Below are 19,283 nucleotides of genomic sequence, written 5' to 3'. Positions count from 1 at the left end.
AGCTTGACGCCGAACTCGTCATCGGAAATCAGGTTCTGGCTGCGCACGACGTCCAGAAGCACGCCGTCGGAGCTGATGATGTTCACCTCGCTCTCGATACGGGCATTGTCCGTGATGCCCCCCGTCAGACGGGCCTGCGGATCCAGAAGGTTCGAAGGCGTTGGATCGACGACGACGAGCGCTGTACCGGCATATTTCGGGTTTATCGAATAGGCAAAAAGCACGCCGAGAACGGTAATGCCGACAAACAGGGAGAGGATCAGCCATATCTGGCGTCGAACGAGGCCGAGGACGCTTTTGAGATCAATTTCGTTACTCATCCAACGAATTTCCTAAATGAATAATTTAAAGTCAGGTCTTCCATTTGCCCCTTTGTGTACCACAGCGCCACAGTGCAGCAAACGCTTTCATCATACGCAGTTAATGGCAAAATTGACTGTGCTGGCAGGCACCGTGGCAGTGCCACCGCGGGCACAGGTTTGCATCCATTTGCACGGCGTGCGGGCGCAAATAGACAACGGACAGTCATGCCTGGCCCGCCTCAGCCGGAAACGCTCGATTTTGGGGATATAATAGTCCCAAGCCCCGCGCGCGCATCACGGCGGCGGGAGATCCCGGCCGGACGGCTGCCCTCGCAAGGGACCCCGGCATGACCCGTTCTGACGGGTGGGAGGCAGACGTGCCAGCGCGGGCCGCCATGGACTGCGGCCAGCGATCGTCCGCGTGATACCAAGCAGAACGCGCACTGCCTGGCAGGAACGGAGAGCTTCGCTCTACGAAAGACGGGAACGTCTTACTGGATCAGTCCGATGTCATCGGCGGAAGCGACGACGAACGGCTGGCCTGCTGCAACGTCAAAGGACCAGACGACGGCGCCCTCACCGCGGGCAACAGCCTGCGCAGACACGGTCGCCTTGGCCGCCGGGATGAGGATGGCGAGCTGCGGCGCGCGGGCGGCGCTGCGATAGGCGAGCGTTTCGCAGGCGCCGCTGAAGCTGGAGCGCTCGAGGTTCATGGCGAGCGGCGCACCACTGGCGGCGACGGCCGTCCCGAGCTGGCGCGCGAAGCTGCCGATCTGGAAAGCATGCGAGGGGCCTGCAGCACCGATGGTGACAGTCAGTGCAGCGAGGATGGCGATTGCCGAGGTCTTGAGCATCGAAGTTGTCCCTGTCCTGTTTGCTTCTTGTTGTGCGACCCTTCTGGACCGCCGATAGGACAACTCTACACGCAGCCCCCCTGCACCTGCTTTAAGTGGATCGATAAAATTCGAAGCAACTCGTCTTTTGTCGGAAGAGGCAGGAACCCATGCCCGCAGGCGACGTCTGCAGCGCATCGGCCCGCCTCCCTCGGCATGGTCCAACGGCAGCGCAACGGGGACCGGTCAGCGACTACGTCAGGTCGAACGGCGCCACGGCGCCCGCACGCGCGCCACGCCGGTCAGTCGCGGGTGGCGCGCCGCTCGGACTGGACGGCATAGGCGAAGCCGGCACCGACGATCACCACGAAGAGCATGGTGACGCCCTGGATCTCCAGGCTGAAATCGACGAGCGAGTGAAGCGCGCCGACGATGATCACGCCACTCCCCGCAAGCATTGGCGCCTCGACAAACGGGGCCGCCGCAAAGGCACGCACCAGCCGCCAGGCGATGATGGCCAGGATCAGCATCGGGATCGAGCCAAATAACAGACCGTATTCGACCCAAAGGGTCAGGTAGCTGTTGTGCGCCTTGTCCCAGAGGAAGTCGGTGCTCACGGGCAATTGGTGGAACAGCGGATAGGCATATTCGAACGAGGAGCCGCCAAAGCCGGTGAGCGGACGGGCCGCGATCATCTCGATCGCCTGCTTGTAGAGGCTAAGGCGCGTATCCGCATCCGTCCCCACGGCACCCACCCGTTCGAGAAGACCGCCACCGTAGAGGGCAAGGAGCAGGCCGAAGCTCGCCAGGACCACCGCAGCCAGCGCGGAATAGCGGCCCCGGACCGTATCCGATTTCGCAATCGCCATCAGCGAGACGACCAGCACGCCGGCCAGCGCGACGAAATTGCCCATGCGCGAATTGGTCATCACAAGCACGGATGCGATGATGGCGAGACCGGTGAGGTTGAGAATGAGATTGCGATTGGAGCCGTAGCGAAAGCCGGTCGATTGCGGCCGGCGCTCAATCGGCGTGAACAGCTCTTCCAGAATGAGGCTGACCCCGAGCACGCAGCCAAAGGCGAGGAACGTCGCGAAGGAATTGCGATTGACGAAGGCCCCGGTGGCAGACCCCTCGTAGCTCCACTTCTCGCTGAAGAGGATCGTGTCGTTGAACTGCAGCAACATGATCGCGCCGTAGGCCGCATGTAGGACGACGACGACATACATGACGGATAGGAAGGTGGCGGCGCGTGTCCGGTTCGCGGCGATCTGTACCGCCATGTAGAAGAGCAGACCGTAGCTGAGCCACCGCAGCAGCGCAAAGAGCGTATCGCCGGGCGAAACGGAAATGGTGGCGCTCGCAGGCACATCCGCCGGCCACCACAGCAAGGCCCCAGGCAGGAGGCGCGCCACCGGCAGGAACTGGATGGCGATGTAGACCGTCAGCGCCAGGAACAGGCCCCAGATCAGCGGAAAGGCCGACACCGACTTGCGCGGCGTGACGCCGGCGAGTGCAAGCCGCAGGAAATAGAGACTGGCCGTTGCAAACAGGAGCGCGGCCGTCAGCGCCCACACGCCGGGCCGGTTGGCTCCCAGAAACAGGGGCATGACCAGCACGATGGCCGTTACGGCCCACATCAGGAAGCCGTTGGTCTTGTAGCGGATGCTGTTTGTTTCGCCGATCAAGGACATATACCTGTTTGAAAAGAAAAAACCCGCCACGGAAGGCTCAGGTCGATGGGGAATTCTTCAGCTCACCCAGAAATCTCCGCTGGCGTTCGTCCGGTAGACTTTCGATCACCTGCACGATCGTTTCACGGTACTCGGGGTTGGCGAGATACCGCTGAGCGATCCAGCGCATGCCCTCCGTGGTTCCGGCCAGCATCCTGATATCGGAAATGTGAGCCTGACGCGCCGGTTCGTCGAGCAGCGCCATATTGGCCTCGGCAAGGATCACGCGCAGCCGCGCCTTGGCCGCCTCGTTCGGAGTCACCCTTTGGGACAGTTTTAAATCGGAGAGAAATCCATCGATATCGCCGCGAACGAGCGCCGATTGCGCCCGCACGACCCAGGCAAGGCCGTTGGAGGGCATCGCCTCGGCGATCTCCCCCGCGATCGACCGACATCGTTTTGCAATGGCGAGCCTCCTGGCCAGGATATTGGGCGCATTTGCCGGGGGATTGAGCCCGTACCAGCAATCGGCAAGAACGATGACCTTCGAATACGATGACAGGGAAGACTGATTGGCGTCGCTCGTCAGAAAGTCCGCAAATTCCGGAGCCGTTTCATCAGGCCTTGCGAATATGCGTGTTTCACTGAAGAACAGAGCGACGCTGGCAAAGCAAAGGACAAGTCCGGCCGCCGCAGAAATGTATAGGGGAACGACATTTTCCCTCGATCGCGCCATGGTCCTCACCAGATCGGATATGTCAGAAAGCCCGAGCCGTCATTGCTGGCCAGAACGCTGCCTGCTTTCCTACACGGCTCGATTTAATTTCATCCAAATATATCGTATTGAATTCGAGGCAAGTGCTCCTTTGTAAGTCAGGTCGCACTTTCTCAGAACCGTCGCACCCCGCTTTCTCCGTGAAAACAGGCACACCAACGGCAGGCTGAAAGCCCCGAGCCAGGACGCCGAAATTGATTCCGCAACCATTTTTGGGTGCAACAGCATGCAGGAGAACGATACGGAACTGCAACTTTTAGTTTCAAAAGAAGAAAAATAGATAAAAAATTCAGTTGGCAAGAATTACTGGATGTGTTTTAATCCATTGGATTGGATGGATTTAATGGCATTTTTCTGACTGCAACGCCATGTACCGGCGCAGGATGCCCGTAAAGATTATTTGCGCCCCACGGAGTCGAGCCGTTTCATTATGGCACAAACTGTTTCTGGCCAAATCAGATCCATTCGGCTATTCTCTGAGGCCTATTGTCATGCATTAAGAAAAATGTAATAACGCTCTCGATTTAAGCACGCAGGAGGTCTGCAATGAAAAATAGGTATCTCGTACCCGTACTTTTGGCATTTTCGACGCTCGGCCTCGTAGGCGAGGCTTATGCGCAGGCTGCGCCGGCACAGATCCAGGCGGCTGGCGTTGTGTTGCAGATCCAGACGATCGTCGCAAACCCGGCTCTGTCCCAGGCTGCCAAGATTGCGGCAGTCCGTGTGGCGCTCGCTAGGGTCCCGGCCGCGCAGCGCCTCGCGGTTGCCGCTCAGGCTTATAAGAACACAAATGCCTCGGGCGTGGTCGCCGCTGCCGCTCAGCAGGCCGGCGTGAACACCGAGCAGATGGCAAGCATCGCAGACTCGCTGCCGTCGACCGCAGACGTAGGTCCTACGCCCGGTCCGACCGCTACTGGGCCCACGGCCGGCGGCGATGTGACGGGTGACGGCAATGCGGATCGTGACCGTCCGTTGCAGCTCAACGGCACCCCGCCGAGCGCCACGTAAGACCTCCACGGTCTCAGTTGAATTCCTTCCCGCAGGGGAGGCTGACCTCAGGCATTGCATGATGCCTGAGGTTTTTCCATTTGTGTTCTGTGGGGGCCGAGAGCCGATATGACGGCATGCCATGTCGGCCGCATCACGTCTCGGAAGCGGCCCCTGTTTGGTCACGCGGCGCAGAGTCACCCGCGATCGTAAGCAAGCCCAACAAAACGAGGCAATCCCGGCGAACATCGGTTCACCCGGATTGCCTCTATTCCTGCATGCTGGAGAACATCCGATCAGAAGCGGGGCAGCGCGGCCGCCCCAGGCATCCCTGTTACCAGCGCATCGGATTGGCGGAGGCGACGCGCAGGAAGGCGTAGCCGGTCTGGTTGCGCTTGACGATCGACTTGCGCAGGTTGTCGAGCACGAACTCGCCGCGATTGGTCTTGACCACCAGAACGGCATGACCGATGCCGCGCGGCGTAACGACCACGGCCATTCGAAGGGCACCTGCCGGCACTCCGGCGCGGATCAGCTGGCTGCGCTTTGTCAGCGCAAAGTCTTCGCAGTCGCCGGAGGTGGCGTTGACCGTCCAGACGTCGGCACCCATATCGTTGCGTGCGCTCATGCTGCGGTTGACGCGGTTGTTGACGGTCGTGATCAGCGAGCGAATATGCGAGTTGTAGCTGACCATGCCGACGCCGTCAGCCTTGCACTCCGACGGATTGCTGCGGCAAAAGGCGACATAACCCTTCGGCGCGCGGCTCTCGCTGAGCACGCGACCACCAAAGTTGCCAACATTGAATGCATTGGCCGAAGGTGCGGTAAAACCGCTGACGGCGGCAAAGACGGCAAGCGTCGCGATAATTTTCTTCAACATCATCCCTGTCCTTCGTGAGCTTCTTCGAGCTTCTTCTCCGAGTTCATCTCGGTCGGGGTTCGCGTGATGCTGACGAAAGCTTGCCCGCTCTCGTTCCCCACTGACCTCACACTACAGAACAGGGTTTTCCCGCCATTTAAGTCGATCCGAGCAATTTTACCGAATTGCCACGCCCACGGCTGCCGCATCTCGGATCAGGGCCTGCCGCACCGCAGCTCTCACTTTCCAACGCTGCGAAGGGCAAGCGAAATCGTGATTAAAATCAACATTTTACGTCACTTGAGACATTTCGACCGGCGAAACAGCGCGGGATCGAGGCGCAGGCCCTGCGCACCATCTTAATTCACGCGAGGCCGGTGAACGTGGTTACCGGGAGAGCGGCGAACCCTGTCGAGATTTGCTAAAATTCTAAAGATGTGTCCCGTTTCCGGGCTGTAACACACCGCACGACTGGCTCGTCGCGCCCTGTCCGCATTCAAAGGCAGGAAGGTGACGCGAACCTATCACTCGACAGACGCACCAATGGTAGCAATAGCTCTTCAACAGGGCCAATCCTGTGAAAATACAACGCGAAATGCGGTCGAACTGGGGGAATTGGCACAAAGAACTAAGCCTTTTGAAATCATTTTGATGCCAGCGTTCAGACGAACGTATCTACGATAATCGGAGGCAAGATCATGGGCACCCGGCTCTCATTCTTCTGCGCCGCACTTCTATCCTGTTTCGTCAACAGTGCCGCCCATGCGGAAAGCCTCAACCTGCTGATCTGGGAATCCTATATCGACGAAGACATCCTGCAGCGTTTCACCGCCGAGACCGGCGTGACGGTCAACCAGATCTATTATGACAGCGGTGACAAGCGGGACGAGGTGCTGGCAGATCCCGGCAGCAACATCGATGTGGCCGTGGTCGGCGAGACGACGGCCAACCTCTTCGGTAATCGCGGTGTTCTTGAGCCGCTCGACACCACGAATGTTCCCGTTCTCAAGGATTACGACACACGCTGGCGCAATCGCTGTGCCAATTACGCCATGCCCTATCTCTGGGGCACGATGGGCATCCTCTACCGGTCGGACAAGGTGCAGGAGCGCCCCAATTCCTGGAGCGCGCTGATGCAGCCGGCCGAGCCGCTGCGCAAGCACATCGCGATGTTCAACGACCATAACGAGGCCTTCGTCGCGCCGCTCTCCCTCCTCGGATTGTCGATCAATGCCAACGACCAGGACAGCCTGAAGCAGGCTTTCGAAGCCCTCAAGGCGCAGGCGCCCTATGTGCTGACCTACGACTACGTCATCACGTCCATCCAGCACGCCAATATCGGCCCGCAAATCTACATGGCCGTCGGTTATTCCGGTGACCAGCACACCTTGAACAACAAGGTCGGCCGGCCTGACCTGTGGCGCTACAGCCTGCCAAAAGAGGGCGGCCTGTTCTGGCTCGACTGCCTCGCCGTCATGTCCGCATCCAAACAGAAGGCGATGGCCCTGAAGCTCGTCGATTTCATCGGCTCTCCGGAAAACGCCAAGCAGAACGCGCTCACCCTGAGAATGCCTACCACAAGCAATGCCGCGCTCAACCTGATGCCGGACGCCGTCAGGCGCAACCCGGAAGTCTACCCCGATCAGAGCGCCCTCGACCGCAGCCAGATCCAGCAGGAACTGAGCACCCAGTCCATCCAGATCCGCCGCCGGATCATCAGCTCCCTGGTGCATTTCCAGTGACACTCATCAAGCGCACCAGCCTCCTGATCTTCCCCGTCGTGCTTGTCGGCTATGTCGTGGCCGCCATCCTGGTCTACGTCGCGGAAAGTCGTGCCCTGCGCGCACTGGAGGAAGCCAAGCTCGCCCAGCAGCTTGACCATCTGGCCGCCCTCTTCGACAGCGACCTGAACCAGAGCCGCACCTTCCTCTACGGCCTTGCCGATGGCAGCGCGCTTCGCCTCTTCATCGAGGAGCAGGACGAGAGCTATCGCAGCGCTGCCCTTGGCGTCCGGTTGCAGCAGGCGGTCAAGTCGCTGTCGGCCGATCCGCGCAAATTCGTCTCCTTCACCATTCTCAAGCCGGATCTTTCGCTCAGCTATTACTTCGAAAACAGTGACGATCCTTTCGCCACGCTCAGTTCCTTGCAGCGCGAGAACGCGAAGAAGCTGAAGAGCGGCGCGGATCTGGTTGCCTGGAGCTTCCTCGAAGGCGATGGCCAACGCCCGCTGATCGTCTATTCACAGTTCGTGGATCCGCGCACCTTCAATCCGCCCATCGCCTCTGAAAAATCCCGTGCACTGCTGTTGCAGGGCGCCGTCAAGCCGGATCGCTTCCTCGATATGCGCGCCGGGCTGGAGCGCGAATATGGTGCGCCGGTCATCGTGTCACGCGACAAGCCGTCCGCAAACACCGCGGATCTCGCAGCCAGCGTGCAGCTTGGCGGCGGCATGTTTGCCAGCATCGTGCCAGACGCGAGAATCCTCGACCAGACGCTTGGTCGGCTGCGCATGCTGCTCGGCATCGGCGCGACCGTTCTGGCGCTCGTCACACTCGGCCTTCTGACCGTGCTGATCCGCCGCTTCGTGATCGAGCCCATTACCGAACTCGACCGCAACGTCACCAAGGTGATGACGGGATCGACGACGCAAATCGTCAGCAGCAATACGGTCGGGGAAGTGGCCCGCCTGACGGATAACATACAGAAACTGCACGAAAAATCGCAGCAGACCCTGCTTCTCGTCCAAAAGGCGTCGTGGACGGATCCGCTGACCGGGCTTGCCAACCGCGCCCATTTCAACGTGATCGGCGAAACGCTGGTCCGTAGCATGATCGAGACGGACTCGGCCTGCGCCCTGTTCTTCATCGACGTTGATAACTTCAAGTTCGTCAATGATCGTTACGGCCACAAGATCGGTGACGACCTCCTGCGCCATCTTGCCGAACGCATCAGCGCCACGGTGAACGCGATCGCCGGGGAATACTGGGTGGCCAACGCCATCGTGGCGCGCCTGTCCGGCGACGAATTCGCGATCCTGATCCCGACCCAGACACACACCGACATGGTGGACGAACTGGCCGGCCGCATCCTGAATCTTTTTGCCAACGGTTTCGAGGTGCACGGCGAACGTTATCCGGTCACGGCCAGCATCGGCGTCGCCTTCTGCCCCACCGACGGATCGACTCTGGCCAGCCTCGTCGCCAATGCGGACGCGGCGATGTATCAGTCCAAGGGTACGGGCAAGAACCGCTTTGCCTACTTCTCCCGGACGTTGGAGGAGAAGCAGCACCGCATCCGCCAAATCCAGGACGAACTGCGCCTTGCCGATCCGGACGAGCAGTTCCACCTCGTCTACATGCCGCTGATCAACCGCCAGGGCAAGGTGGCCGGCTGCGAGGCCCTGCTGCGCTGGCGCTCGCCTGTCCTCGGCCCCGTCGGTCCGGACGAGTTCGTCCCGATCGCGGAGCGCCACGGCCTGTTTGCCAAGATCGACTTCTGGGTGATCGACAGGGCCATTGCGGACTGTGCCCGCCTGCAGGATATCTTCGGGCCGGACACGGTGGTGGCGATCAACATCTCCTCGGCCGAACTGCACTCCACCGCCATCACCGATCACATTGTGGACCGGCTGCGTCACTACAAGGTCGATGCCCGGTCCGTGGAGATCGAGCTGACGGAAACCTTCGCAGTCAGCCTTGGCGATCAGTTGCGCCAGAACATTCAGCGGCTGCGCGAAGGCGGCCTGCGCATCGCCATCGACGATTTTGGCGCCGGCTACACCTCGGTGCAGCAGATCATCGACTACATGGCCGACACCATCAAGCTCGACCGAGATTTCGTGGGCAAGCTGACGGCCGACCACATGCATCCGACGCTGCGCGCGATGAACGAACTGTGCCATGCCCAGAAGATGCGGGTGGTCGCAGAGGGCGTGGAAACGCGCGAGCAGCTGGAAACGCTCATGTCGGCCGGATGCGATTATTTCCAGGGCTATTTCTTCAGCAAACCGCGGCAGATGGAGGACCTGCAGGTCTGGGCGCTGCGTCATGCCAATCAACCGCCCGTCATGCCATCCACCCCGAAGCCGACCCGTACGGCCGCCGCCCGGCGCAAGTCCGCCTGAGAAAGCGTGCGGGGCGCGCCTAGCCCCGAACGATCGGACGCCGGGCCTGCCCGGCATCGCCCGTATTGCGGGTCCGCTGCCGATCCTTCCAGAAAGGCCTTGCCACGCGCCATGCGACGAGCAGCAATAGCAGCGTTATGTAGAGCCCCTGCTCCGCACCGGTCACTTTCGTCGCCATGAAATAGTGCAGAGCGCCCAGCAGCGCGACGACATACGTCAGCCGATGCAGCCGGCCCCAGTTGCGCCCCATCTTGCGGATCGACGCCATGTTGGAGGTCAGCGCCAGGGGGATCAGACAGACGAGACCCGCCATGCCGAACATGATAAAGGGACGTTTGAGGACATCCTGCACGACCGCCTGAAGCACCAGCGCCTGATCGAGGATCAGGTAGACGGAAAAATGCATCAACACGTAGTAGAAGGTGAGGAGACCGAGCGCGCGCCGGTAGCGGATGAGGTTGATGCCGACAAGCTCCCGGAGCGGGCTGACCGCCAGCGTCAGGATCAGAAAGCGGATCGCCCAGGTGCCCAGCAGCCGCTCGAATGTCTTGACCGGATCGGCGCCAAGCCCACCCGTGGCGCCGAGGTAGAAGAACCAGGCCGCCGGCAAGAGGCCGATCCCGTATATCCACCAGACCGAGATGACCGGCAGTCGCCGCTGGGCGGGAGCCGCCATCAGAAGTTCACCTTCAGATCCATGCCGGCATAAAGGCTGGCCACCTGATCGGCATAGCCGTTGAAGGGCAGAGTGGGCTTGCGTGCCTCGCTGAAGAAGCCGCCTTCGCCGATGCGCCGTTCGCTCGCCTGGCTCCAGCGCGGATGATCAACCTCGGGGTTCACATTGGCATAGAAGCCGTATTCGGACGGCGCCGTCAGCGCCCAGGTGTTCTTCGGCTGCTCCTCGACAAAAGAGATCCTGACGATCGACTTGATGCCCTTGAAGCCGTATTTCCACGGGACCACGAGCCGGATTGGCGCGCCGTTCTGGTTCGGCAGCGTCTCGCCATAGAGGCCAACCGCCAGCAGCGTCAACGGATGACGGGCCTCATCCATGCGAAGCCCCTCCACATAGGGCCAGGACAGGGACTGGAAATAGCCTTTCTGGCCCGGCATTTCCTCCGGCCGCACGACGGTTTCGAAGGCCACATATTTGGCGCTGCCGAGTGGCTCGACCTTGTCGATGACAGCGGCGAGCGGGATGCCGTTCCACGGAATGACCATGGACCAGGCTTCCACGCAGCGCATGCGGTAGACGCGCTCCTCGATCGTGTAGTCCTTCAGCATCGCCTCGACATCGAGCGTCTGCGGCTTGGAAACGAGCCCGTCCACCTGGATGGTCCAGGGCATCGGCTTGAAATCACCGGAAAGCGCCTTCGGGGACTCCTTGTCGAGGCCGAATTCATAGAAATTGTTGTAGCTCGTCACCGAATCCTTCGGCGTCAGCTTTTCATCCACCGTGTAGGCCGAGGGCTTTGACGTCAGCGGCGCGGCAAGGGACGGGGACGCCGCCAGCGCCAGCCCGCCAGCCGCCAGCCCCATCAGTTCGCGCCGACGTAGATAGACGGATTTCGGGGTGATCTCGCTGCCGGGGATCGGGGGAACGCGGAAGGCGGCCATGGCAGAACCTCTCGGAAAACGAATAAGCGGAAACCTATATAGAGAACGGACAAGCCGCTGACAGAGTTTCACCTGCCTGCCACGCAAATCCTGTCCCCCACTCTACGCAGCCGATCATGGCAGCGTTACATCCGGTCGCCAAAAAACACGCCGGCGCATCTGGCGATCACGCCCGATTGTTGGGCTGGCGTACCGCTTTTGACAGATGTGATAGTGAAAAGTGCCGGAAACTGGCGTAAAAGACCGCCACAGACGGTGCCCGCCCCAAAAAGGCCGACGAGCGCCGACACATGACAAGACAAAGACGAACAAGAGGAAACGACCATGCCCGCCTATCGCTCGCGTACGACCACCCATGGCCGCAACATGGCCGGCGCCCGCGGCCTGTGGCGCGCCACCGGCATGAAGGACGGCGATTTCGGCAAGCCGATCATTGCCGTCGTCAACTCCTTCACCCAGTTCGTGCCCGGCCACGTGCACCTGAAGGACCTCGGCCAGCTGGTCGCCCGCGAGATCGAGAAGGCCGGCGGCGTTGCCAAGGAATTCAACACGATCGCCGTCGACGACGGCATCGCCATGGGCCATGACGGCATGCTCTATTCGTTGCCGAGCCGCGAGATCATCGCCGACAGCGTCGAATACATGGTCAACGCCCACTGCGCCGACGCCATGGTCTGCATTTCCAACTGCGACAAGATCACGCCCGGCATGCTGAATGCGGCCATGCGCCTCAACATCCCCTCGGTCTTCGTCTCCGGCGGCCCGATGGAGGCCGGCAAGGTCGTCCTCCATGGCAAGACGCACGCACTCGATCTAGTCGATGCCATGGTCGCCGCTGCCGACGACAAGGTCTCCGACGAGGACGTCAAGGTCATCGAGCGCTCTGCCTGCCCCACCTGCGGCTCCTGCTCGGGCATGTTCACGGCCAATTCCATGAACTGTCTGACGGAAGCGCTCGGCCTGTCGCTGCCCGGCAATGGCTCGACGCTCGCCACCCATGCCGACCGCAGGCGCCTCTTTGTCGAAGCCGGCCACCTGATCGTCGACATCACGCGGCGCTGGTACGAGCAGGATGACGCCAGCGTCCTGCCGCGCAACGTCGCCAACAAGCAGGCCTTCGAAAACGCCATGTCGCTCGACATCGCCATGGGCGGCTCGACCAACACCGTCCTGCACATCCTCGCCGCGGCCTATGAAGGCGGCATCGACTTCGGGATGGAAGACATCGACCGCCTGTCGCGCAAGGTTCCGTGCCTGTCCAAGGTCGCGCCCGCCAAGCAGGACGTGCACATGGAAGACGTGCACCGCGCCGGCGGCATCATGCGCATCCTCGGCGAACTCGAGCGTGGCAACCTCATCCACCGCGACAGCCCGACCGTGCACGCCGCAACGCTCGGCGACGCCATCGACCGCTGGGACATCACCCGCACCCATTCCGAGACCGTGCGCACCTTCTTCCGCGCCGCGCCGGGCGGCATCCCGACGCAAGTTGCCTTCAGCCAGGAAGCGCGCTGGGACGAACTCGACACCGACGGCGAGAACGGCGTCATCCGCTCCGTCGAGCACCCCTTCTCCAAGGATGGTGGCCTTGCCGTCCTCAAGGGCAACATCGCGCTCGATGGCTGCATCGTGAAGACGGCCGGCGTGGACGAGTCGATCCTGAAATTCTCCGGCCCGGCCGTTGTCTACGAAAGCCAGGACGCGGCCGTGAAGGGCATCCTCGGCAACGAGGTCAAGGCCGGCGACGTCGTCGTCATCCGCTACGAAGGCCCGAAGGGCGGCCCGGGCATGCAGGAAATGCTCTATCCCACGAGCTACCTGAAGTCGAAGGGCCTCGGCAAGGCCTGCGCGCTCATCACCGACGGCCGCTTCTCCGGCGGCACCTCGGGTCTTTCGATCGGCCACGCCTCGCCGGAAGCCGCCCAGGGCGGCGCTATCGGCCTCGTCAAGCCGGGCGACATCATCGAGATCGACATCCCGAGCCGCACGATCAACATCGCCATCAGCGACGCCGAACTCGCCGCCCGCCGCGCCGAACAGGACAAGCTCGGCTGGAAGCCGGCCGCCCCCCGCAAGCGCAACGTGACGACGGCGCTGAAGGCCTACGCCGCCTTTGCGTCCAGCGCCGACAAGGGCGCGGTGCGCATTCTGCCTGGCGAGGAGTGAGAAGAACGTTTTTGACATTGGCCGCTCGACTGAGAGCGGCTAGTTCTTCCCTGCACATTTATGTCGAAGGCCAATCAAATTTGAAGTGCCCGACGTAGAGATTTCGGTAGAGGAAGCCTAGATCGGACTCCCAATCCGATATCGCTTCTTGATACTTTTCGTACTTTTGCCGTTTAGCATTACGTGTTAACGATGCAAGTGTGTGAGCAATTTTATATAATCGACGACTCGTATTCGGCGCAGCCCACAACATCATATGTTCCGGAGGCAATATAGGTGGCAAATCGCACTTGAAAATTAACAATAAAATTGCACGTCGCGCATGCTGACTGACTTCGCTAGAAAAACCAACATGATACTGAAAAAACGATAAAATACCTTCGTCTGGCGACTGAATTGAGAAGCCCCTCCCGGAAGCTTTTGGTGCGGAGGTGGAAGGCCAGTGAAAATATTCATTTTCAAGAGATTTCATCTCCTTTTCAATAACATCGATCATCGCCAAAGCATTTTGCCTGACTGATTCCGGGGCAGACATATTTGCTGACAATTCCGCCTGCCGTATCCATCTTTTTATGCAGTTTCGATAGATATCCCTTCCCCTCAATACGCTATTAGATTCTTTTGAGTGTTTTAACAATAAATACTTCAGGAAATTAGATTTTGACTGAGAAGGTATTTTGTCTGTCAAAAATTTGAATTGCAATGAGGCTGCCTTTGGAAATTCATCAGCGCTCTTGGGAGCATTCGCCATTAAGGAACAGTCAATTTTAGGAACTGACTTGTACTTATCAAAGTCTATGAATATATACTCGCCGGAAAAATAGACTGGGTGAACGTTTTTCTTATTGGAAACACCGATCATGCTCTCGCCAATTTTATAGAATTTTGGCGCCTCTATCACTCTGTCAAAAACTTCAGAGCGAAAAACAAGAACAACCTCCGAAACTGGCGGAGGAGGAGCAATCCTTTTACGCAGGGCCCTCTTGACACGGATACCAAGCGCTTGATTAGGCGTCATTGGCAATCTCGAAACCCTGCCAATTGCGAGAGAACTGGGGCCACGTTTTCTTTTTCGCTTTGGCATGAAACATTCCTCCAGCCCCATTAGGCAAAGGATTCGGGATAGAAAGCCAAAAAATCAACCCAAATCTGCAGCGCTTCTACGACACCACCCGCAAATCCGCCCTCAGCCGTTCGATATCCGGCAGGCGCTGATCGAGCATCGCATGCGTCTCCCGCCACACGGGCAGCGCGGCGGAAAGCAGTCTCTCCCCCTCCCCCGTCAGCCGCAGCAGCTTCCGTCGCCGGTCCTTCGCATCCTCCGACACCGTCACCAGCCCGCGTCGCTCCAGCGGTTTCAGCGCCGCGGTCAGCGTCGTGCGGTCCATGGCGAGCAGGGTCGCGACGTCGGCCATGCCGGCCGGCACCGGCCGGTTCAGCGACATCATCAGGGAAAACTGCCCGTTCGTCAGCCCGTGCGGCTTCAGCGCCTCGTCGAAGAGGCGCGCCAGCGCTCGCGCCGCCCGCTGCGCATGCAGGCACAGACACATGTCCTTCACGAAAAGCGTCGTCTGGAAGGGAATCACCGGTGGCTTTGACATGCTCCATTTATGTTGATATCAACATAACCGTCAAGCCGCTGACGCCGCCATGACGTAAAGGGCTGCAAGAGGCAGAAGCCACCAATGGAGGACTGAGGATGAGTGACTTTCGCGGACGTTTCGTCTGGCATGAACTGATGACCACCGATACGGCCGCCGCAACGGCCTTCTATTCCGATGTCATCGGCTGGACGATCGAGGACAGCGGCATGCCCGGCCTCGACTATCTCATCGCCAGCGCCGGCAAGGACATGGTCGCCGGGATCATGGACATGCCGCCGCATGCGGCCGAGGGCGGAGCAACGCCGGCGTGGCTCGGCTACATCGCCGTGGAAGAGGTCGATATCGCGGCCGTGCACCTGTCCGCCCATGGCGGCACGCTGCACCGCGCGCCCGAGGACATTCCCGGCGTCGGCCGCTTCGCGGTCGTCTCCGATCCCCATGGCGCGGTCTTCTGCCTCTTCCATTCCGCGACCCCCGGCGGCGAGGCGGCGAAGTTCATGGCGCCCGGCCATGTCGGCTGGAACGAGCTGATGTGCGCCGATGTGGAAGAAGCCATGGCCTTCTACCATCGCCTCTTCCACTGGCAGAAGGATACGGCGATGGATATGGGCCCGCTCGGCACCTACCAGATGTTTGCCGTCGGCGGAAACGCCATTGGCGGCATGATGCGCAAGCCGCCGGAAATGCCGGGCCCGCACCGCTGGCAGTATTATTTCACCGTCGAAGGCCTCGATGCGGCCGGCGAACGGGTCACGGCGGGCGGTGGGCAGGTGCTCGACCAGCCGATGGAGGTACCGGGCGGCGCCTGGATCATCCCCTGCCTCGATCCCCAGGGCGCATCCTTCTCGCTGGTCTCCATGACACGCTGAACGGCAAAAGTGTGGGAGGCGCGCCGGCGATGCCGGCGGCTTCTTCCACACCCCGCCCGATCGCCGCTTGCTTTCTCTCTTCGCATTGCACAAACTCAGGGGAATGACGGCTAAAGACCGTTCCAGAGGGCAATACGAGGCAGCATGTCGATCAAGGCCAGCATCTACCATCTGACCCACTACAGCTACGACAAACCCGTCCGCCTCGGACCGCAGATCATCCGGCTGAAACCGGCGCCGCATTCCAAGACCAAGGTCATCAGCCATTCCCTGAAGGTCACGCCCGCCAACCATTTCGTGAACCTGCAGCAGGACCCCTACGGCAATTATCAGGCCCGCTTCGTCTTTCCCGATCCCGTCACGGAACTGAAGATCGAGGTCGATCTCGTCGCCGACATGACGGTCTACAATCCCTTCGACTTCTTCGTCGAGGAACTGGCCGAGCACTGGCCCTTCGACTATCCCGAAGACATCCGCAAGGACCTGTCGATCTACACCGAGCCCGAACCGATGGGCCCGGCGCTGAAGGCCTTCATGGCGACGGTCGATCGCTCGCGCCAGCGCACCGTGGACATGGTCGTCGGCCTCAACGCCCGCATTCAGCAGGAACTCGGCTATGTCATCCGCCTGGAGCCGGGCGTGCAGACGCCGGAGGAGACGCTGACATCGCTGAAGGGCTCCTGTCGCGATTCCAGCTGGCTTCTCGTGCAGGTGCTGCGCCATCTTGGCCTCGCCGCCCGCTTCGTCTCCGGCTACCTGATCCAGCTTGCTCCGGACCTCAAGGCGCTCGACGGCCCCTCCGGCACGGAAGTGGATTTCACCGACCTTCACGCCTGGTGCGAGGTCTTCCTGCCCGGCGCCGGCTGGATCGGCCTTGACCCGACCTCCGGACTCCTGACCGGCGAAAGCCACATTCCGCTGGCCGCCACGCCCCATTATCGCAATGCCGCGCCGATCAGCGGCGGCTATTTCGGCGAGGCGGAGACCGAATTCGATTTCGACATGCGCGTCTCGCGCGTCGCCGAGCACCCGCGCATCACCAAGCCCTTCTCCGACGAGAGCTGGGAGGCGCTGAACGCGCTCGGCGAAGACGTGGACCACGTGCTCACGCAAAACGACGTGCGCCTGACCATGGGCGGCGAGCCGACCTTCGTCTCCATCGACGATTTCCAGTCGGCCGAATGGAACACCGCCGCCGTCGGCCCCACCAAGCGCGGCCTTGCCGATACGCTGATCCGCCGCCTGCGCGAGCGCTTTGCCCCCGGCGGCTTCCTGCATTACGGCCAGGGCAAGTGGTATCCGGGCGAGAGCCTGCCGCGCTGGACCTTTTCGCTCTACTGGCGCCGCGATGGCCGGCCGATCTGGAACAATCCGGACCTCGTGGCCGTGGAAACGCGCGACACAGGTGTCACCCACGAGGATGCCTCGCGTCTCCTTCAGGCCATTGCCGTCGAGCTCGACATTGCCACTGAGAATGTGACGGCGGCCTACGAGGATCCGGCCGAATGGATCGTCAAGGAAGCCAATCTTCCCGAAAACGTCGATCCCGCCAATTCCAAGCTCAAGGACCCGGAAGAGCGCAACCGCATCGCCAAGGTCTTTTCCAACGGGCTCACCCAGCCGGCCGGCTATGTCCTGCCCGTGCAGGCGTGGCAGGGGCGCGCCTCGGGCCTCACCTGGGTCAGCGAGAAGTGGCGCACCCGTCGCGGCCGCATCTATCTCATCCCCGGCGATTCCCCGGTCGGCTTCCGCCTGCCGCTGAATTCGCTGCCCTACATCGCCCCCTCCTGGTATCCCTACATCAACCCGACCGATCCGATGATCGAGAAGCCGCCGCTGCCGGATTTCTCGACGGAAACGGGCCGGGTCATGCCCGAACACTCCTTCCAGGCGGAAACGCCGCAGCAGCAGGCGCTCGGCCAGTCCTACGAGGAGATCGGCGGGCGGGTGCGCACCGCGATTTCCGTCGAAGTGCGCGACGGGCGGCTCTGCATCTTCATGCCGCCGACGGCGGCGCTGGAGGAGTATCTCGATCTCGTCGCCTCGGCCGAACGCGCCGCTGCCGCGCTGAAGCTGCCGGTTCACATCGAAGGCTATGCTCCGCCCCACGACGAACGGCTGAACGTCATCCGCGTCGCGCCGGACCCCGGCGTCATCGAGGTCAATATCCACCCGGCCTATAGCTGGAAGGACTGTGTCGACATCACCACGGCGATCTACGAGGAAGCGCGCCAGTGCCGCCTCGGGGCCGACAAGTTCATGATCGACGGGCGCCACACCGGCACCGGCGGCGGCAATCACGTGGTGGTCGGCGGCTCGACGCCCTTCGACAGCCCGTTCCTGCGCCGTCCGGATATTCTCAAGAGCCTGGTGCTGCACTGGCAGCGCCACCCTTCGCTCTCCTACCTCTTCTCCGGCCTCTTCATCGGCCCGACAAGCCAGGCACCCCGCATCGACGAGGCGCGTCACGACAGCCTCTACGAGCTGGAAATCGCGCTTTCGCAGGTGCCGCTGCCCAATTCAGGCCTGCACCCGCCGCTGCCCTGGCTGGTCGATCGCCTGTTTCGCAACCTCCTGGTGGACGTCACCGGCAACACGCACCGCTCGGAAATCTGCATCGACAAGCTGTTCTCCCCGGATGGCCCGACCGGGCGTCTCGGCCTCGTCGAGTTCCGCGGCTTCGAAATGCCGCCGAATGCGCGCATGTCGCTGGCCCAGCAGCTTCTCGTGCGCGCCCTCATCGCCCGCTTCTGGCTCTATCCCATCGACGGCAAGTTCGTGCGCTGGGGCACGACGCTGCATGATCGCTTCATGCTGCCGCAATTCGTCTGGGCCGATTTCCTCGACGTCCTTGCCGACCTTCGCGCCCATGGCTTCGATTTCCGGCCCGAATGGTTCGAGGCCCAGCTCGAATTCCGCTTCCCCTTCTGCGGCGAGGTGGAATACGAGGGCTCCAAGCTCGAGATCCGCCAAGCGCTGGAGCCGTGGCACGTCATGGGCGAACAGGGGGCCATCGGCGGCACGGTGCGGTACGTCGATTCCTCCGTCGAGCGCGTGCAGGTCAAGCTGCAGACCGCCAATCCCGGTCGCTACACCGTGACCTGCAACGGCCGGCCCGTGCCGCTGACGGCGACCGGTGAAGCCGGCGTTGCCGTTGCCGGCGTGCGCTACAAGGCCTGGCAGCCGGCCTCCGGCCTGCATCCGGTGCTGCCCGTGAACACGCCGCTAACCTTTGACCTCTACGATACCTGGTCGCGGCGCTCGATCGGCGGCTGCATCTACCATGTTGCCCATCCGGGCGGTCGCAATTACGAGACCTTCCCCGTCAACGGCAACGAGGCGGAGGCACGCCGGCTGGCACGCTTCGAGCCTTGGGGACACACGGCCGGCGGCTTTACCTTCTATCCGGAAACGCCGTCGCCCGAATTCCCCCTGACGCTCGACCTGAGGCGCCCGGCAGGAGTGTAAGGCGTGG

15 protein-coding genes are annotated in these 19,283 nt (G+C 61.4%); 6 read left to right on the top strand and 9 right to left on the bottom strand.

Going from position 1 to position 19,283, the window contains the following annotated elements; genetic code table 11:
* The 4 genes from F3H41_RS14570 to F3H41_RS14555 form a co-directional block, all read right to left on the bottom strand.
* On the bottom strand, nt 1–320 hold a 320-nt coding region (locus F3H41_RS14570), incomplete at its 3' end, for a Wzz/FepE/Etk N-terminal domain-containing protein (RefSeq protein ID WP_244616200.1).
* Between the two features lie 473 nt (nt 321–793).
* A complete protein-coding gene (locus tag F3H41_RS14565) occupies nt 794–1,156 on the bottom strand; it encodes a hypothetical protein (RefSeq protein WP_149739415.1) in 363 nt (120 codons plus the stop codon).
* Between the two features lie 281 nt (nt 1,157–1,437).
* The gene (locus tag F3H41_RS14560) at nt 1,438–2,823 is read right to left on the bottom strand and encodes an O-antigen ligase family protein (RefSeq protein WP_188129475.1); all 1,386 of its coding nucleotides are present in this window, start codon (nt 2,821–2,823) and stop codon (nt 1,438–1,440) included.
* A gap of 43 nt (nt 2,824–2,866) precedes the next feature.
* A complete protein-coding gene (locus tag F3H41_RS14555; RefSeq protein ID WP_149739413.1) occupies nt 2,867–3,544 on the bottom strand; it encodes a hypothetical protein in 678 nt (225 codons plus the stop codon).
* A 585-nt stretch (nt 3,545–4,129) separates the two neighbouring features.
* Between F3H41_RS14555 and F3H41_RS14550 the strand changes: the two genes are divergently transcribed.
* The gene (locus tag F3H41_RS14550; RefSeq protein WP_149739412.1) at nt 4,130–4,591 is read left to right on the top strand and encodes a hypothetical protein; all 462 of its coding nucleotides are present in this window, start codon (nt 4,130–4,132) and stop codon (nt 4,589–4,591) included.
* Nucleotides 4,592–4,904: 313 nt separating this feature from the next.
* Here the strand turns inward: F3H41_RS14550 and F3H41_RS14545 are convergent, their stop codons facing one another.
* Complete coding sequence (locus F3H41_RS14545; RefSeq protein WP_188129474.1) at nt 4,905–5,450, bottom strand: transglutaminase-like cysteine peptidase; 546 nt, start codon at nt 5,448–5,450, stop codon at nt 4,905–4,907.
* 677 nt (nt 5,451–6,127) lie between these two features.
* Here F3H41_RS14545 and F3H41_RS14540 point away from each other — a divergent pair.
* A complete protein-coding gene (locus F3H41_RS14540; protein WP_149739410.1) occupies nt 6,128–7,171 on the top strand; it encodes a spermidine/putrescine ABC transporter substrate-binding protein in 1,044 nt (347 codons plus the stop codon).
* The gene (locus F3H41_RS14535; RefSeq protein WP_149739409.1) at nt 7,168–9,552 is read left to right on the top strand and encodes a GGDEF and EAL domain-containing protein; all 2,385 of its coding nucleotides are present in this window, start codon (nt 7,168–7,170) and stop codon (nt 9,550–9,552) included. Before F3H41_RS14540 ends, F3H41_RS14535 begins: the two co-directional genes overlap by 4 nt.
* 19 nt (nt 9,553–9,571) lie before the next feature.
* On the opposite strand, the gene msrQ is transcribed toward F3H41_RS14535, so the two are convergent.
* The gene (msrQ, locus tag F3H41_RS14530) at nt 9,572–10,228 is read right to left on the bottom strand and encodes a protein-methionine-sulfoxide reductase heme-binding subunit MsrQ (RefSeq protein WP_149739408.1); all 657 of its coding nucleotides are present in this window, start codon (nt 10,226–10,228) and stop codon (nt 9,572–9,574) included.
* A complete protein-coding gene (msrP, locus tag F3H41_RS14525) occupies nt 10,228–11,169 on the bottom strand; it encodes a protein-methionine-sulfoxide reductase catalytic subunit MsrP (RefSeq protein WP_149739407.1) in 942 nt (313 codons plus the stop codon). Before msrP ends, msrQ begins: the two co-directional genes overlap by 1 nt.
* Nucleotides 11,170–11,493: 324 nt before the next feature.
* Between msrP and ilvD the strand changes: the two genes are divergently transcribed.
* Nucleotides 11,494–13,335, top strand: a complete 1,842-nt coding sequence (ilvD, locus tag F3H41_RS14520; RefSeq protein ID WP_149739406.1) for a dihydroxy-acid dehydratase — start codon at nt 11,494–11,496, stop codon at nt 13,333–13,335.
* Between the two features lie 58 nt (nt 13,336–13,393).
* Here the strand turns inward: ilvD and F3H41_RS14515 are convergent, their stop codons facing one another.
* Complete coding sequence (locus tag F3H41_RS14515) at nt 13,394–14,419, bottom strand: hypothetical protein (RefSeq protein ID WP_149739405.1); 1,026 nt, start codon at nt 14,417–14,419, stop codon at nt 13,394–13,396.
* Nucleotides 14,420–14,495: 76 nt separating this feature from the next.
* Complete coding sequence (locus tag F3H41_RS14510; RefSeq protein ID WP_149739404.1) at nt 14,496–14,936, bottom strand: MarR family transcriptional regulator; 441 nt, start codon at nt 14,934–14,936, stop codon at nt 14,496–14,498.
* A 98-nt stretch (nt 14,937–15,034) separates the two neighbouring features.
* Between F3H41_RS14510 and F3H41_RS14505 the strand changes: the two genes are divergently transcribed.
* Both F3H41_RS14505 and F3H41_RS14500 read left to right on the top strand, forming a co-directional pair.
* Entirely contained in the window at nt 15,035–15,808 is a 774-nt protein-coding gene (locus tag F3H41_RS14505; protein WP_149739403.1) for a VOC family protein, read from the top strand.
* 144 nt (nt 15,809–15,952) lie between these two features.
* Nucleotides 15,953–19,276, top strand: a complete 3,324-nt coding sequence (locus tag F3H41_RS14500; protein WP_149739402.1) for a transglutaminase family protein — start codon at nt 15,953–15,955, stop codon at nt 19,274–19,276.
* Nucleotides 19,277–19,283 lie beyond the last annotated feature (7 nt).

It is taken from the genome of Rhizobium sp. RU20A, from assembly GCF_900155885.1.
GTDB lineage: Bacteria > Pseudomonadota > Alphaproteobacteria > Rhizobiales > Rhizobiaceae > RU20A.
The sequence above is the reverse complement of the archived record's forward strand: the minus strand, read 5'-3'. Positions and strand labels throughout refer to the sequence as shown.

Excerpts from the sequence above, each read along its gene's own strand:
- F3H41_RS14565 (WP_149739415.1), bottom strand. The coding sequence starts at position 1,156 with ATGCTCAAGACCTCGGCAATCGCCATCCTCGCTGCACTGACTGTCACC.
- F3H41_RS14500 (WP_149739402.1), top strand. The coding sequence starts at position 15,953 with ATGTCGATCAAGGCCAGCATCTACCATCTGACCCACTACAGCTACGAC.
- msrP (WP_149739407.1), bottom strand. The coding sequence starts at position 11,169 with ATGGCCGCCTTCCGCGTTCCCCCGATCCCCGGCAGCGAGATCACCCCG.
- ilvD (WP_149739406.1), top strand. The coding sequence starts at position 11,494 with ATGCCCGCCTATCGCTCGCGTACGACCACCCATGGCCGCAACATGGCC.
- F3H41_RS14550 (WP_149739412.1), top strand. The coding sequence starts at position 4,130 with ATGAAAAATAGGTATCTCGTACCCGTACTTTTGGCATTTTCGACGCTC.
- F3H41_RS14505 (WP_149739403.1), top strand. The coding sequence starts at position 15,035 with ATGAGTGACTTTCGCGGACGTTTCGTCTGGCATGAACTGATGACCACC.
- F3H41_RS14510 (WP_149739404.1), bottom strand. The coding sequence starts at position 14,936 with ATGTCAAAGCCACCGGTGATTCCCTTCCAGACGACGCTTTTCGTGAAG.
- F3H41_RS14515 (WP_149739405.1), bottom strand. The coding sequence starts at position 14,419 with ATGCCAAAGCGAAAAAGAAAACGTGGCCCCAGTTCTCTCGCAATTGGC.
- F3H41_RS14540 (WP_149739410.1), top strand. The coding sequence starts at position 6,128 with ATGGGCACCCGGCTCTCATTCTTCTGCGCCGCACTTCTATCCTGTTTC.
- msrQ (WP_149739408.1), bottom strand. The coding sequence starts at position 10,228 with ATGGCGGCTCCCGCCCAGCGGCGACTGCCGGTCATCTCGGTCTGGTGG.
- F3H41_RS14545 (WP_188129474.1), bottom strand. The coding sequence starts at position 5,450 with ATGTTGAAGAAAATTATCGCGACGCTTGCCGTCTTTGCCGCCGTCAGC.
- F3H41_RS14555 (WP_149739413.1), bottom strand. The coding sequence starts at position 3,544 with ATGGCGCGATCGAGGGAAAATGTCGTTCCCCTATACATTTCTGCGGCG.